This window comes from Acinetobacter sp. 24-47-62, assembly GCF_056779765.1.
On sequence record NZ_JBWYIN010000014.1, the window covers coordinates 79,875 to 94,888 of the forward strand.

13 protein-coding genes are annotated in these 15,014 nt (G+C 39.2%); 9 read left to right on the forward strand and 4 right to left on the reverse strand.

Annotated elements, in window-relative coordinates; genetic code table 11:
• Positions 1-8: 8 nt before the first annotated feature.
• Positions 9-1,913, reverse strand: coding sequence for a 1-deoxy-D-xylulose-5-phosphate synthase (gene dxs / locus AC1M87_RS12045; protein ID WP_481593807.1), 1,905 nt, complete (start codon positions 1,911-1,913; stop codon positions 9-11).
• 317 nt (positions 1,914-2,230) lie between these two features.
• Here dxs and ribA point away from each other — a divergent pair, with 317 nt between their 5' ends.
• A complete protein-coding gene (gene ribA / locus AC1M87_RS12050) occupies positions 2,231-2,833 on the forward strand; it encodes a GTP cyclohydrolase II (RefSeq protein WP_035265235.1) in 603 nt (200 codons plus the stop codon).
• An 87-nt stretch (positions 2,834-2,920) separates the two neighbouring features.
• On the opposite strand, the gene hemN is transcribed toward ribA, so the two are convergent.
• On the reverse strand, positions 2,921-4,291 hold the full coding sequence (gene hemN, locus AC1M87_RS12055) for an oxygen-independent coproporphyrinogen III oxidase (RefSeq protein WP_481593808.1): 1,371 nt from the start codon (positions 4,289-4,291) through the stop codon (positions 2,921-2,923).
• A 245-nt stretch (positions 4,292-4,536) separates the two neighbouring features.
• Here hemN and hemF point away from each other — a divergent pair, with 245 nt between their 5' ends.
• The 5 genes from hemF (at position 4,537) to AC1M87_RS12080 (ending at position 9,788) form a co-directional block, all read left to right on the forward strand.
• Positions 4,537-5,478, forward strand: coding sequence for an oxygen-dependent coproporphyrinogen oxidase (hemF, locus tag AC1M87_RS12060; protein WP_481593809.1), 942 nt, complete (start codon positions 4,537-4,539; stop codon positions 5,476-5,478).
• Between the two features lie 243 nt (positions 5,479-5,721).
• Positions 5,722-5,934 carry a hypothetical protein gene (locus AC1M87_RS12065; RefSeq protein ID WP_035265018.1) on the forward strand — a complete coding sequence of 71 codons (213 nt, stop codon included), beginning with the start codon at positions 5,722-5,724 and terminating at the stop codon, positions 5,932-5,934.
• Between the two features lie 84 nt (positions 5,935-6,018).
• Positions 6,019-6,807: a shikimate dehydrogenase gene (aroE, locus tag AC1M87_RS12070; protein WP_481593810.1), complete on the forward strand. Its 789-nt coding sequence runs from the start codon at positions 6,019-6,021 to the stop codon at positions 6,805-6,807.
• Positions 6,808-7,187: 380 nt separating this feature from the next.
• The gene (locus AC1M87_RS12075) at positions 7,188-9,011 is read left to right on the forward strand and encodes an acyl-CoA dehydrogenase C-terminal domain-containing protein (protein ID WP_481593811.1); all 1,824 of its coding nucleotides are present in this window, start codon (positions 7,188-7,190) and stop codon (positions 9,009-9,011) included.
• A 171-nt stretch (positions 9,012-9,182) separates the two neighbouring features.
• Positions 9,183-9,788, forward strand: coding sequence for an SRPBCC family protein (locus tag AC1M87_RS12080; RefSeq protein ID WP_481593812.1), 606 nt, complete (start codon positions 9,183-9,185; stop codon positions 9,786-9,788).
• Positions 9,789-9,847: 59 nt separating this feature from the next.
• On the opposite strand, the gene AC1M87_RS12085 is transcribed toward AC1M87_RS12080, so the two are convergent.
• Both AC1M87_RS12085 and hemW read right to left on the reverse strand, forming a co-directional pair.
• Positions 9,848-10,261: a hypothetical protein gene (locus AC1M87_RS12085; protein ID WP_481593813.1), complete on the reverse strand. Its 414-nt coding sequence runs from the start codon at positions 10,259-10,261 to the stop codon at positions 9,848-9,850.
• Positions 10,262-10,386: 125 nt separating this feature from the next.
• Positions 10,387-11,541 carry a radical SAM family heme chaperone HemW gene (gene hemW / locus AC1M87_RS12090; protein WP_481593814.1) on the reverse strand — a complete coding sequence of 385 codons (1,155 nt, stop codon included), beginning with the start codon at positions 11,539-11,541 and terminating at the stop codon, positions 10,387-10,389.
• A gap of 113 nt (positions 11,542-11,654) precedes the next feature.
• On the opposite strand from hemW, the gene AC1M87_RS12095 reads away from it, so the two are divergent.
• From AC1M87_RS12095 to AC1M87_RS12105, 3 genes are all read left to right on the forward strand, one after another.
• The gene (locus AC1M87_RS12095; RefSeq protein ID WP_035264998.1) at positions 11,655-12,116 is read left to right on the forward strand and encodes a DMT family transporter; all 462 of its coding nucleotides are present in this window, start codon (positions 11,655-11,657) and stop codon (positions 12,114-12,116) included.
• A gap of 99 nt (positions 12,117-12,215) precedes the next feature.
• Positions 12,216-13,520: an MATE family efflux transporter gene (locus tag AC1M87_RS12100; RefSeq protein ID WP_092768159.1), complete on the forward strand. Its 1,305-nt coding sequence runs from the start codon at positions 12,216-12,218 to the stop codon at positions 13,518-13,520.
• A 143-nt stretch (positions 13,521-13,663) separates the two neighbouring features.
• Positions 13,664-14,956, forward strand: a complete 1,293-nt coding sequence (locus AC1M87_RS12105) for an ABC1 kinase family protein (RefSeq protein WP_481590817.1) — start codon at positions 13,664-13,666, stop codon at positions 14,954-14,956.
• Positions 14,957-15,014: the final 58 nt, after the last annotated feature.

Here is a 15,014-nt window from a genome sequence, read left to right on the forward strand (position 1 = left end):
ACTTGTATTTAAACCACCTGTACAAGCTTTAACCAAGCTTGTTGAATTGAAGCTTGGATACCTTCTGCATCCAATCCACAATCTTTAAGCATCTCAGCATGACTGGCTTGCGCTAAGAATTGATCAGGTAAGCCTATGTTCAAAACTGGCTTAAGAATGTGTTCGGCCATTATAAATTCATTCACAGCACTTCCAGCACCACCCATGACTGCATGCTCTTCAACCGTTACAAAAAGTTGGGTTTGATCTGCATATTGTCGAATGATTTGACCATCTAGGGGTTTAACAAACCGCATATTCACAACGCGTACCGCAACATCCAATTGATCAACTAAAAGCTGAGCAGCATGTTCTGCAACAATCACGCGGCTACCGAAAGCTAAAATAGTAATCACTTCTTCGGCTTTTACATTCAGCTCCAAAGTTAACTCAGCTTTACCAATTTCAAGCGCTGTCAGTTCTTTTTGAATTTCAACACCTAAACCATTTCCGCGTGGATAACGTACTGCAGCAGGACCCGGGTGCAAATAAGCGGTATGTAGCATTTGACGGCATTCATTTTCATCTTTTGGTGCCATAATCACGATATTCGGAACTGTACGCATAAATGCGTAATCATATGCACCAGCATGAGTTGGTCCATCCTCACCTACTAAACCTGCACGATCGATACCAAATGTGACATCAAGGTTTTGTAATGCCACATCATGAATGAGCTGATCATAACCACGCTGTAAGAAGGTTGAATAAATTGCCACTACTGGTTTTAAACCTTCACATGCCATACCAGCAGCTAAGGTCACTGCATGTTGTTCTGCAATTGCCACATCAAAGTAACGATCAGGATATTGTTTGGCGAATTGCACCATACCTGAACCTTCACACATGGCAGGTGTAATGGCTAACAACTTATCATCCAACTGGGCTTCATCACACAACCATTGCCCAAAAACATCAGAATATTTGGGTGCTTTTGTTGAAGCTGATGCAGCATTTAATTTAGCAATTGCGTGATATTTTATTTGATCTGCTTCAGCAGGTGCGAAGCCCTTACCTTTCTTGGTATAGATATGAATTAAGCGCGGCCCCTTACGTTTTTTTAAGGCACTAAATACATTAACAAGTTCATCGACATTATGACCATCGAATGGACCAAAATAGTCAAATCCAATCGCTTTAAATAAGTTATCTGCAGCCTCTGTAGCAGCACAATGTAAGCGTGAAGTGTAGTCCCACTCAGGATAATCCCGAATAAATGGATTACCCTGCTCATCAATGTGTACAGATTGCCCTTTTTCCCAAATCGCAGCCAAATGTTTTGCAAAACCACCCGTGCTACATGAAATCGACATATCATTATCGTTCAGTACCACCATGAGATCAGCATTATGTGCAACAGCATCATTCATGGCTTCGAATGCCATCCCTGCTGTCATTGCACCATCACCGATAATTGCAACCACTTCACAAGGATCTTTTTGATAACGACGAGCTAAAGCCATTCCCAAACCCGCTGAAATAGCAGTTGATGAGTGGCCCACACCAAAAGTATCAAACTCAGACTCTTCACGAGCGGGGAACGCCGCTAAGCCATTTTTTGCACGAATTGTTGTTAGTTGCTCACGACGTCCAGTCAAAGCTTTATGTGGATATGCTTGATGTCCCACATCCCAGATAAGACGATCATGCGGTGTATTGAAACAATAATGCAAGGCAACAGTTAATTCGATTACACCTAGATTGGCACCGAAATGCCCACCACTTTGTCCAGCAGCATACAAAATAAATTGACGTAGCTCGTCCGACACTTGACTCAATTGTTCTTTGGCTAGTTGACGCAATTGCATTGGATGATTAATCGCATCCAACAAAGGCGTAACAGGACGTTGACTAGGTATTTCGGTATACAACATATGTGGCAATGCCTTCTAAAGCCTGGCAAATCCTAAGCTAGGTAAATGGGTTAGCTCGATTCTTCTTATTGATCGAGAAATCGAAAAAAAACACCTTAAATCAACCACATTTATATTGGTCCAGTGTTGAGCTTTCGCTAAACGGGCGTTGTTAGGTAGCTAGATTATCCTGAATATCGATGCTACTTATCAACTATTATCTTGTGCTTTGCAAAAAAAAGGAAATCTTCTGTGTAAATTTGCACAATGATACTCAACTATGGTCTGATCATTCAGCTATACTTTAGCCAAATTATGAACATGTAATGGAAGTCGCTGTGCCTATAGAGTTTGTTGCCACATCTAAATTACCCACTGCCTTTGGTGATTTTAAAATCACTGTTTTTCAAGATCCTAAAACAGGTGAAGAACACGTAGCATTGTCAAAAGGATTAGATAAAGCACCCACCTCTCCTGTCTTGGTACGAATCCATTCCGAATGTTTAACAGGTGATGCTTTTGCTTCATTAAAATGTGATTGTGGCCCACAACTTCAAGCAACTCAAAAATTGATTAACGAAGCTGGACAAGGCGTAATTTTATATTTACGTCAAGAAGGTCGTGGTATTGGTTTAACCAATAAAATTCGTGCTTATGCCTTGCAAGATCAAGGACATGACACAGTAGATGCTAACCTGATGCTCAACTTACCCGCTGATGCGCGTAAATACGATATGTGCAGCATCATGCTGGATCACTTACAAGTGAAACAAGTCAAACTTGTCACAAACAATCCTCTCAAAATTAAAGCTTTAACTGATTTAGGAATTGATGTAGTTGATCGTGTCCCGTTAACGGTCGGTTTGAATAAATTCAATGAAGAATACTTAAAAACCAAACATGAGCGCATGTCACATATGTATCAAAAGGATGATTTTTAACTACAGCATAATTTAATCGCTGTAAAAAAATACCCCGATGCTTAGGGGTATTTTTTCACTTAGACTCAGCCCAATTTGTGAAGATGACTATATCGTCATAGAAAATATCCGATTTTCAGGTTTGTTTCTTTTTAACCTTAAATCGAACGCCATACAGATATTTCGTACAAATGGTTTTCCAGCTTCCGTTACCTTCAATCCATATTCACTCATCTTCACAAGTTGGTCATTTTGCATTTCAGCTAAATCTTCTAAAACTTGTGGTCGCTGTGCAAAATCCATGTCACCTTGCCAATTCGTCTCAAAGTGGCACATGAGATTTAAAATGTGTTTTCTGATTTTCAAATCTTCTTCTGTTAAAAGATGACCTTTAAAAACTGGAATTTCGTTTTGTTCTAATCGAGCATAGTAATCTTCAAGCGTCTTTTCATTTTGAGCAAAACCTTGCCAACAATCGCCAATAGCCGACATCCCTAAGCCAATCATCACTTCTGTTTTTGAAACGGTATATCCCATAAAATTACGATGTAACTGTTGGGCTTGAAATACCTGATACATATCATCATGCTCAAGCGCAAAATGATCCATCCCTATTTCATGATATCCAGCAGACAATAATTTTTGTTTTCCTTGCTCATAACACTGTCTTTTCTCTTCATCGCGCGGAACATCATGGTCTTTAAAACCACGTTGCCCATTGCCTTTGATCCATGGTACATGCGCATAACTGTAAAAGGCTAAACGATCTGGCTTAATTTGAATGGTTTGATCAATTGTGTTTAAAACATCATCTAAATATTGAAAGGGCAGCCCGTAGACCAAATCATGCGAAATAGACGTATAACCAATTTCACGCGCCCATTCTGTAACCTGCTTTACGTGTTCAAAAGGTTGAATTCGGTGGATCGCTTTCTGCACGGTTTCATTATAATCCTGCACGCCAAAGCTAACGCGTCTAAAACCCAATTCAAACAGCGTCTTTAAATGATCGTAAGAAGTATTATTAGGATGTCCTTCAAAACTAAATTGATGATCTTCAGCTACTTCTGATAGTGCTAAAAGCCCATCAATCAACTGTTTAAGATGCTGAGGAGAAAAAAATGTAGGTGTCCGTCCCCCTAGATGTATCTCTTTAATCCAAGGACGCTCTACAAATAACTCACAATACAATTTCCATTCTTTTAACAAAGCCAAAATATAAGGCTGTTCCATTTCATGTTTTTTAGTGATTTTTTTATGACATCCACAAAAAGTACATAAGGACTCGCAAAAAGGTAAGTGAACGTAAAGGCTAATACCATGTTGGCTATTCGATTTATCAAAACGTATTTTTAGTTTTTGCTGCCATAGTACTTGATCAAAAGTCGACTGCTCCCAATACGGAACTGTGGGATAGCTCGTATATCGAGGACCTGGAACATTATATTTTTGCACCAGTGAAATAACGTTTTCGAACATATCCCCACCTTTAAAATCACCACATATTAAAAGCTTAACTGCTTTCAGTCGTTCTATTTTGAGGAGCTTATTGTTTTAATTCAACCTAGTATCTTGGTCAGGATTCATAAGCAAATTCAAATCACAAAGTACGTTTACCCTGACTAAACTTAAATCTCGATCCGCTATATCGATAAAATCACCTTAATCTTTCATACAATTTATGTTTTGATGTAGCTAGTTTTTCATTGCCCAAGAGGCTTGGTATGTCACACCCGACTTCTGCAGATATTCAACGTGTCCGTGAATTTTTACTCGACTTACAAACTCGAATTTGTGCTGCGCTTGAACAACAAGAACAACAAGGTGGCGGTAATGCCCAATTTGAGATTGATGATTGGGAACGTCCCGAAGGTGGTGGTGGCAGATCACGCGTATTGCAAGATGGTACAGTGATCGAAAAAGGTGGTGTGATGTTCTCGCACATCAATATTTCAAAGTTACCAGCATCTGCTACTGAACGGCACCCACATATAGCTGGTGCACGAGCACAAGCCATGGGGGTTTCTTTGGTGATCCATCCTAGAAATCCAAATGTACCGACCTCACATGCCAACGTAAGACTATTTGTCGCAGAAAAAGAAGGACAAGATCCTATTTGGTGGTTTGGCGGCGGTTTTGACTTAACGCCATTTTATCCGAATGATGAAGATGTTAAATCATGGCATCAAACTGCGCACGATCTTTGTGCACCTTTTGGCGATCATGTCTACCAAGATCATAAAAAATGGTGTGATGATTATTTTTATTTGAAGCATCGTGATGAACAACGTGGTGTCGGTGGGTTATTTTTTGATGACTTAAATCAGTGGAATTTCGAAACTTGTTTTAAATACATGCAAGCTGTAGGCAATGGATATCTCGAGGCGATTCTACCAATCTTCCAACGTAATCAAGACAAACCCTATAGTGAAGCTCAACGCGATTTCCAATTGTATCGTCGTGGACGCTATGTGGAATATAACTTAGTTTACGATCGAGGGACTTTATTTGGATTACAAACTGGCGGTCGAATTGAGTCTATTTTAGTAAGTCTTCCGCCATTAACGGGTTGGAAATACAGACCTGAATGGGATGAAGGCTCTGCTGAAAAGAAATTAACCGACTACTATTTAAAACCGAGAGATTGGCTCGCTGAACTGCATTAAATGTAAATCACTCGCCCTGTTAAAACAGGGCTTTTTTTGTTGAGCAATATATTCACTCCATTGTCTAACGAAATTGAATAATTCCATTACATTCTCTTAGAAAAAAAGGCACAATAGATAAAATTGATTAAATTTTGTCACACTTCTGACACAGCTCTTAAGTTTAATTTAAGCAAAGTACTGTACAATCATTATTTACTTGTATTACCCATGGAAGTTTTTACTTCTGCATAAGGAATCGATATGCAACACAACTCTATTCGCGCACGTGTTGTCGTATTTTGGACACTGGTTATTGCTCTTTTGAGTGCAATCAGTACCACTATATTTTCAGAAACACTACTCAATGATAGCTTTGGTTTTAGCTTGATGGTGTTTGCAGCTGTTGGTCTACTGCTCAACATTGCGCATATTTTACTTCATACCCTATTTGAAATTTGTAACCCAAGTCATTAATACACTTCATTGAATATGTTCATATTGGGAACTTTCTGCATTTGACGTATATTGTTTGCCACTTCTTCATCAGGAATTAGAGCAATGCGCAAACAATTTGCCGTAATTGGAAATCCCATTGAACAATCTCGATCTCCAGAGCTTCATCATGCGTTCGCACAAAAGACTGGGGTGATCCTTGAATATAGCAAACGCCTTGCTCCTCTCGATGGTTTTACACAGAGTATCAATGAGTTTTTTAAGGCTGGTGGTATTGGTCTAAATGTCACGGTGCCGTTTAAAGAACAAGCTTTTGCACAATGTGATGTACTCACTGAACGTGCCAAAATTGCAAAAGCAGTGAATACACTATGGATGAAAGATGGTGTATTGCATGGCGACAATACCGATGGCCAAGGACTTGTTGCAGCCATTCAACATCTAAATTGGCCTCTTGAACAAGCAAGTGTACTTATTTTAGGCGCAGGCGGTGCAACACGTGGCGTGATTTATCCACTGCATCAAGCTGGTGTAAATAAAATCATGATTGCTAATCGAACGGTTGCACGCGCAGAGCAATTGATTCAGGACTTACAACCTGCTGTCCCAGATCTAGAGCTAAACGCTTGTGGTCTTGATCACTTAGCAGGTGAATTTGATATTGTTATCAATGCCACCTCTGCGAGCTTGTCTGGTGATGCACTCAATCTACCTCAACAGTTAAAATTCAAATATGCCTATGAAATGGCCTATGGCAAACCTTCCACTTTCCTTGATCAAGCGAAACAGCGTGGAATTCCGACTGCAGAAGGATTTGGAATGCTCGTTGGACAAGCGATTGAATCTTTCGCGATTTGGAATGGTGTGCGTCCAGAATTAAAAGATTTTATTTAGTTTTTGCACACGTTTAGTGCCTTGTGAAAAGTGCAATTTTTTAAATTGCACTTTTTTCTCTCTAGAATATCGATTAAATATCTTCGAATTGATTTTAGTGACATATTTTTAGTGCATATTCAAATTGAATAAATTCAAATTAAACATATGGTCATCCACACAAAAAAATCAACCTAAGCTTATGTATTAATAATATTATTTTTTCTAATAAACTCCTACTACAACAAATGAATTCAGTTTATATTCATTCAAGAGCCTAAACACTAATTCGCAATTCTGACATTTATTTCCGTGACTTACATCAATGTTTTTTTAGTGTTGTAGGTCAATAATCGGATCATCTAACAAGTATTTTCTCTATTCAAATTAGGAAAAGTTTAATGCCTGCATATAAAGCGCCCGTACGTGATATTCGTTTCTTAATGAACGAAGTTTTTGATTATCCTGCGCACTATAAAACTCTAAGCAACGGCGAAGCTGCTGACTCTGATACTGTCGATATGATTATCGAAGGTGCTGCAGATTTCTGTGAAAATGTATTATCTCCACTTAATCAGTCTGGAGATGAAGAAGGCTGTCATTTTAAAGATGGAGAAGTCAAAACGCCTAAAGGTTTCAAAGAAGCTTACGAGCAGTTTGTACAAGGTGGCTGGCAAGGTCTTTCTTATCCTGAAGAGTTTGGTGGTCAAGCACTGCCTATGTCGCTGAACCTGATCAAATCAGAAATGATGGGTACAGCAAACTGGTCTTTCACGATGTATCCGGGCTTAAGTATGGGTTGTATGAATACCATCATGCAATTTGGTACTGAAGAACAGAAAAACACCTACATGCCTCACCTCACTGCGGGTACGTGGTCAGGCACAATGTGTTTAACTGAACCACAATGTGGTACAGACTTGGGGCAAGTTAAAACTAAAGCTGAGCCTAAAGGTGACGGTACTTATGCTATCACAGGTACTAAAATCTTTATTTCTGCGGGTGAACACGATTTAACTGAAAATATCATTCATATTGTGTTGGCACGTCTTCCAGACTCTCCAGCTGGTACGCGTGGTATTTCATTATTCATCGTTCCAAAATTTATCCCAACTGCTGATGGTGGTGTAGGCGAACGCAATCCTGTGACTTGCGGTTCTATTGAACACAAAATGGGGATCAGAGCATCTGCTACTGCCGTACTGAACTTTGATGCTGCAACGGGTTATCTGATTGGTGAAGTCAACAAAGGCTTACACGCAATGTTTACCTTCATGAATACGGCGCGTATCGGAACTGCTGTTCAAGGTTTAGCACATGCAGAACTTGCATTCCAAGGTGCATTACCTTATGCAAAAGAACGTATGTCAATGCGCGCACTCTCAGGTAAAAAAGAGCCTGAAAAAGTAGCTGACTCAATTATCCATCATGCTGATGTTCGCCGTATGCTTTTGAATCAAAAAGCCATTGCAGAAGGTGGCCGTGCAATGATCTATCATGCTGCACAGCTAGCTGACAAAATGACTGATGCTTTAGCTCAAGGTGATCAAGCGAAGTTTGATGATTACGATGATAAATTAGGTTTCTATACTCCAATTTTGAAAGGCTTCTTAACAGAGTTAGGTTTAGAAGCAGCAAACCACGGTATGCAAGTCTTTGGTGGCCATGGTTATATCAAAGAACATGGTATGGAGCAGATCGTTCGTGATGCGCGTATTTCAACGCTTTACGAAGGTACAACTGGTGTTCAAGCACTAGACTTAATCGGTCGTAAAGTACTGTTATCTTCTAAAGGTAAAGTCGTTCGTGACTATACAGCTGAAATCTTAAAATTCTGTGGCCAGCACGCACGCAATAAATACATGCGCCGTTTTGCTTGGGACTTAACTAAGATTTGTGCACAATGGAACGCATTAACTGTACGTATTATGCTTGCTGCACGCAAAGATCGCGACATCGTTTCAAGTGCTTCTGTGGATTACTTAATGTTCTCTGGTTATGCAATGATGGCATATTACTGGGCTCAACAAGCGGCAGTGGCATCAGCGAAGTTGGCATCAGGTGATGGTCAAGAAACTCCAGAATTCTACAAAGCGAAAATCAAAGTTGCAGATTTCTACTTTGAGCGTTTACTTCCTCGTGCTCAAGGTCATGCTGAATCTATGGTTAACCCTTCGAAAACTTTAATGTCTTTAGAAGCTGAACACTTCAGTTTTGATTACTAAGCTTTCATAGAAAAAAGACCGCCAAGGCGGTCTTTTTTTATTGATCGAATAAACTATCTTACTTTAAGAATACGAAATTACATTTAGAGCAAGAATACAACAGTGGTATCTTGATCAAGCGATATAAATATTCCAAACGAGCTTTTATCAAAATACAAAAAGGAAAATAATATGCATAAGACCTTGATCTCCCTCTCTTTACTCATTGCAGTCTTTTTCGCTACAAATAGCTTCGCTGAATCAGATATTAAACATCACCAAAAAACCACGACGTATTCAACAAAGAATTTGAATTACTCGACGAGTGGATCTGCTGAGGTCATTATTCATCGCCCTGTGAGTGAAGTCTTCAATATTTTAACCAATTTAAATCTCTGGCCAAAAATTAATTTGGGTGCAACTCAAGCCATCGAGCCTAAGAATATTCGCGTTCAAAAAGGTACGACTTTTAAAGAGTTTATTAGCAGCCCGATTCCAGGCATAAAAGATTGGAGTAATGAATGGCATGTGATTGAGTTTGAGAAAGATAAGAAGTTTGTTATCGCAACCATAGAGCAATTTGCTCAAGTCCCAATCCATTCAAAAATTACCTATGAATTTGATCGTATCAACGCTAATAACACAGAATTTGAACGAACTATTGAAGTAACTTTAGACGATAAATTTATTCAAGGCGCGACAAAACAAGAAGTTGAAGCCCTATATCGTTTTATTGGTTCTCAGTGGGAAATGGCCAATCATTTAAAAAAGTATGTTGAAGATCAAAGCTCAAATTAAGGAATAAAAAAGCACCTGATTGAATATCCAATCAGGTGTTGTAAATTAATGCATATATTTTAATGCTCACGGTACTCTTTAATCTCTATTGGCTTATCTTTCACGAGTTCAACTGTTCCCTCATTCAAACCATTGAAATTTTTAAAATGAATTGAAACTCCATCTTCATTTGCAAGTTTCACACCACTTGCAGCAACCGTGCTCTTCAAGTGATAAACCGCATCCGAGTTATCCCTGAGTTCTGCCGTTTGAAAATTGTCGTTTGTTTTTAGCTCTAATGTTAAATCCATTGGTCCACTAAAATGGATCACCTGTTCACCTTCAGCACGAACAACTTGATCAACAGGCGCAGAAGCTTCAGCATTTAAATACGCTGGTCTCTCTTGTTCTGACATTTGCTCACTATTTTTGTTTTTATCAGCACAACCAACGAATGCCAATCCCAAGATTGAAGCCACTAGAACTAATTTCATTTTTATTACCTATCTTGATGAGAACCATTAAAAAACTCATCATTATTTTCACAGTAAAGGAGCGAAATAAGTGTGGATTTAACAGTTTCGCTGTTAAAAATTACATTGGAGTTTAACTATAGAACTTACAGAAACTCCTCAAGCAATGAGTTCAAATATAAATGTCCTTGAGCAGTGCATGACAAACGGTTTGGATCATCTACCATTAATTTTCTGTCAATCAAGGATTGAACTTGATCTTGGATTGATTGCAAAGATAAACCTGTACGAGCTTCATAATATGAGGTTGGTACACCTTGATTAAGTCGAAGTGCATTCATCATAAATTCGAATGGCATTTCATCAGCTTCAATTTTCTTAAACTGCAAATGCTCTGCAGGGACTTTCGCTAGATAATCTTTCGGTAATCGTGTTTTTTGGTAACGATATACACCATCACTTAGCGTCACTTTAGCATGCGCACCAGCACCAATCGCTAAGTAATCGCCAAATTGCCAATAATTTAAATTATGTGCTGAGGGTTTTTCTTTACGCCAAGCCGATACTTCATAGTTGGTAAAACCATTTTCGATTAAATAGGCCTCACCCTGTACCTGAATTTCTTCTAATACATCATCGACAGGCAATATAGGTTGAGTTCGAAAAAATACGGTATTGGGCTCAATGGTTAACTGATACCACGAGATATGTGTAGCACCGTGCTCCACGGCAAGTTTTAAGTCAAGTAATGCTTGTTCAAGCGTTTGTTCAGGTAAGCCGTGCATTAAATCGACATTAATTCGCTTAAAGCCTGCATCTTTCGCCAAACCAATTGCTGAAATTGCATCTTGGTTGGAATGAATACGCCCCAGTTTTTGAAGATGATTAGAGTTAAAGCTTTGGACACCTAAAGACAAGCGATTGATCCCCGCCTTTAAATAATCTGCGAATGGATCATGTTCTACCGTTCCCGGGTTGGCTTCTAAGGTAATTTCGCAATCATCCTCAAACGGAATCAAAGCGCTTAGCTGAGCAAAAAGCCACTGATACCCTTGAGCAGAAATGAGTGAAGGTGTACCACCACCAATGAATACGCTATGGATTTGACGACCCTGAGCAAAATTTATCTGTGTTTTGAAATCCTCAACCAATGCTTGTAAATATTCTTTCTCCAACGCCATGGACAATGCCCCATTGGGTACAGCATGCGAATTAAAGTCGCAATATGGACATTTACGCACACACCACGGCATATGAATATAAAGTGACAATGGAATATCTTGTGGATTCAAAGTAGCCAAACGTACAGCTCAAAAACTTAAAAAACTTATTTTAACATGACTACACCATAACGCTCAGAACTGATTCAGTTTTTACTTTACACTCAATATAAAACAAGGACGTGGGTGCATTTATGTTTAAAGTCGCGAGCCAATTTTTATTCTTTATCCCTTTAGCACTAGGGATCGGAATCGCAATGACCTTTCAAACTGCGATTAACACACAATTACGTGAATATTTATATTCTCCATTACAGGCTGCACTTTTATCATTTTTGATTGGTACAATAGTTCTCGCAATACTGGTTTTTTTTCAACAGACTGAAAAACCACAACTGAGCGAAATTGTACAAATTCCTTGGCATCTTTGGCTTGGCGGTTTTTTAGGTGTTTATGCCATCAGTATTAGTATTTATTCCGCACCTAAATTAGGTTTCTTAACCTTATCGGCATTAATTATTTTTGGACAGATTGTTATGTCCATGATAGTCGACCATTTTGGAATTTTAGGTACAGAAAAAATTGCCATTAATTGGCAGCGCATTTTGGGTGGCGTGGTGATTTTTATAGGTGTGCTTCTCACTTTACAACGCTAAACCTTCATTCTAAGCACATAAAAACGATGAGTAATTTTTGTGTCTAATGTGACTGCAACTTCCAACATCAGTTATGAATTAAAAAAACTATTTCATCTCATGATCCCAATCTTGATTACGCAATTTTCGCAAGCAGGATTAGGACTGATTGATACCATTATGGCAGGACATTTATCTGCATTAGACTTAGCGGCAATTGCTGTCGGGGTAGGTCTTTGGATTCCTGTCATGTTGCTATTTAGCGGTATTATGATTGCAACAACGCCGTTGGTTGCTGAAGCAAACGGTGCGAGGACTCCAGAGAAAATTGCCACTATTACACGACAAGCATTATGGGTTGCTTTAGTTCTCGGGATTATTGCTGGTCTAGTCTTACAGATTCTCCCCTATACGCTTCCTCTTCTTGGCGTTCCAGAGTCACTTCACCCTAAAGCTGGCCTATTCTTACATGCGATTGGATTCGGTATGCCAGCAGTCACCATGTTTGCTGCACTACGAGGATACTCTGAGGCGATTGGTAATCCACGCCCAGTGACTGTGATCAGTTTAATGGCCTTAGTCGTACTTATTCCGCTTAATTTTGTGTTTATGTATGGTTTAGGTCCAATTCCTGCATTAGGAAGTGCTGGATGTGGATTTGCAACGGCAATTCTACAGTGGCTGATGCTGATCACGTTGGCATTGTATATCTTGAATAATCAGGCATATCAAAAAACCCAACCCTTTAGTCATTTTGAAAAAATTGATCGCTACTGGTTAAAACGCATCCTTGCTTTAGGTTTCCCAATTGGCTTGGCTATCTTCTTTGAGGTCAGTATTTTCAGTACCGCTGCAATTGTATTGAGTCCATTGGGTGAAATTACGGTTGCAGCGCATCAAATTGCCATCTCCATTACGTCACAATTATTTATGATCCCGATGTCTCTGGCGATCGCACTTACCATCCGAGTGGGAACGTATTATGGCGAAAAGGATTACCAATCTATGCGTAAAGTCCAATGGTTGGGTTTAGCAACAGGTACTGTACTTGCAGTAATGACCATGGTTTTATTGTGGGTCTTCCGCCATCAAATTGTCGCGTTGTACACCTCTGATGTATTGGTGACTCAAATTGCGGTTTACTTGGTGCTATTCGCTGTTGCTTACCAACTGATGGACGCTTGGCAAATCAGTGCTGCAGGATGTCTAAGAGGCATGCAAGATACGAAGGGTCCTATGTGGATTACTATGCTTGCCTATTGGGTGATTGCGTTTCCTGTAGGCGTATATCTCTCTAGATTTACCAATATTGGTCCCGCGGGTGTATGGATTGGATTGATCGTGGGGTTAAGTATTGCCTGTGTACTCTTACTCGGACGTTTATATATGAATAATCAGCGACTTGAGCGTAGTCAATCATCATGAACAATAAATCCCGGATGCTCGGGATTTATTTTTTTAGCCAATCATTTACTTACAACTCATTAACAATTTCAAATATGCATCTTTTAATTTGTCGCCTATGATCAAATCAGAAGATGAAAATAATGAATCGAGGTTCTTAACTCATGGCAAACAAAGCGAGCTCTCCCGGCCGTCGTTTCATGAAACTCGCAGGTATGACTGCAAGTATTGCTACTAAAACCGTGTCCAACTCTATTCGCACCTTTAATGCAGATGATGATAAAAAAAACGAAGCACGCAGTAAGCTATTTCAAGACATTGGTGTTCAAATTGCAGATACCCTTGGGGAAATGAAAGGTGCTGTAATGAAAGTTGGTCAAATTGCATCACAATACAAAGATATTTTCCCGCCTGAAGTCGCGAAGGCTATTGCTAAATTACAACGTCAAGCCCCTGCGATGCCCTTCCAACAAATCAAGCAACAAGTAGAAAAAGAACTTGGTCAGCCACTGTTAGATGTTTTTAAAACATTTGATGAACAACCTTTTGCAGCAGCTTCGATTGGGCAAGTTCATAAAGCCACCTTAAAAAATGGCCAAGAAGTCGTTGTAAAAGTACAGTACCCAGGCGTAGATGAAGCATGCGAAAGCGATCTAAAACAAGTTCGCTTGGCCTTACGTTTGATGGGTGTACTAAAAGTCGATAAAAAATTACAAGATCGATTATTTGCAGAAATTCAAGACAGCTTACACGAAGAGCTCAACTATGAAATTGAAGCGCAGAATTTAGAGGTATTTAGAACCTTCCATCAAGCATTGGATTCTAAAATTATTATCCCACAAGTGTTCAAAGATTATTCCAGCAGACGAGTTCTAACATTGAGCTTAGAAGCAGGTGACAATATTGAAACCGCAAGCACTTGGCCGCTTGATACACGCAACGAAATTGGTCGTCGACTAATTCAAGCTCTTGGTCATCAGATTTTCTATCTAAAACGTTTTCATTGTGATCCGCATCCTGGCAATTTTGCTTTCCGCTCAGATGGTAGTGTCATCATCTATGATTTTGGTGGTGTTAAAACCTTATCTGCTGAACTGGTGGATCGATTTAAAAAATTAGTTCGCGCTGGTCGTGCTGAAAATATCCAAGAGATTGAACAACATCTATTCGCGTTGGATGCTCTTGCTGAAACAGGAAAATTCCCTGAGGAACTTTATAAACAATGGTTAGAAGTGTTGCTCAGACCCCTTACCACTCAATACAATTTTGCTGAAAACTCATCTCATCATGATGGCGTCATTTTAGTGAAAAAATCACTTAAGTATTGGGATACATTTAAGCCCTCTCCAGACACATTAATGGTCAATCGTACGATTTCTGGACACTATTGGAATCTGATTAACTTAAAGGTCGATGACAATCTCAATGATTTGTTTGAAACGCTCGTTCCGATTTGAAAAAACTAACAAGACCTTACAATCCTTATTATTATGTTATATTATAACATTATATAAA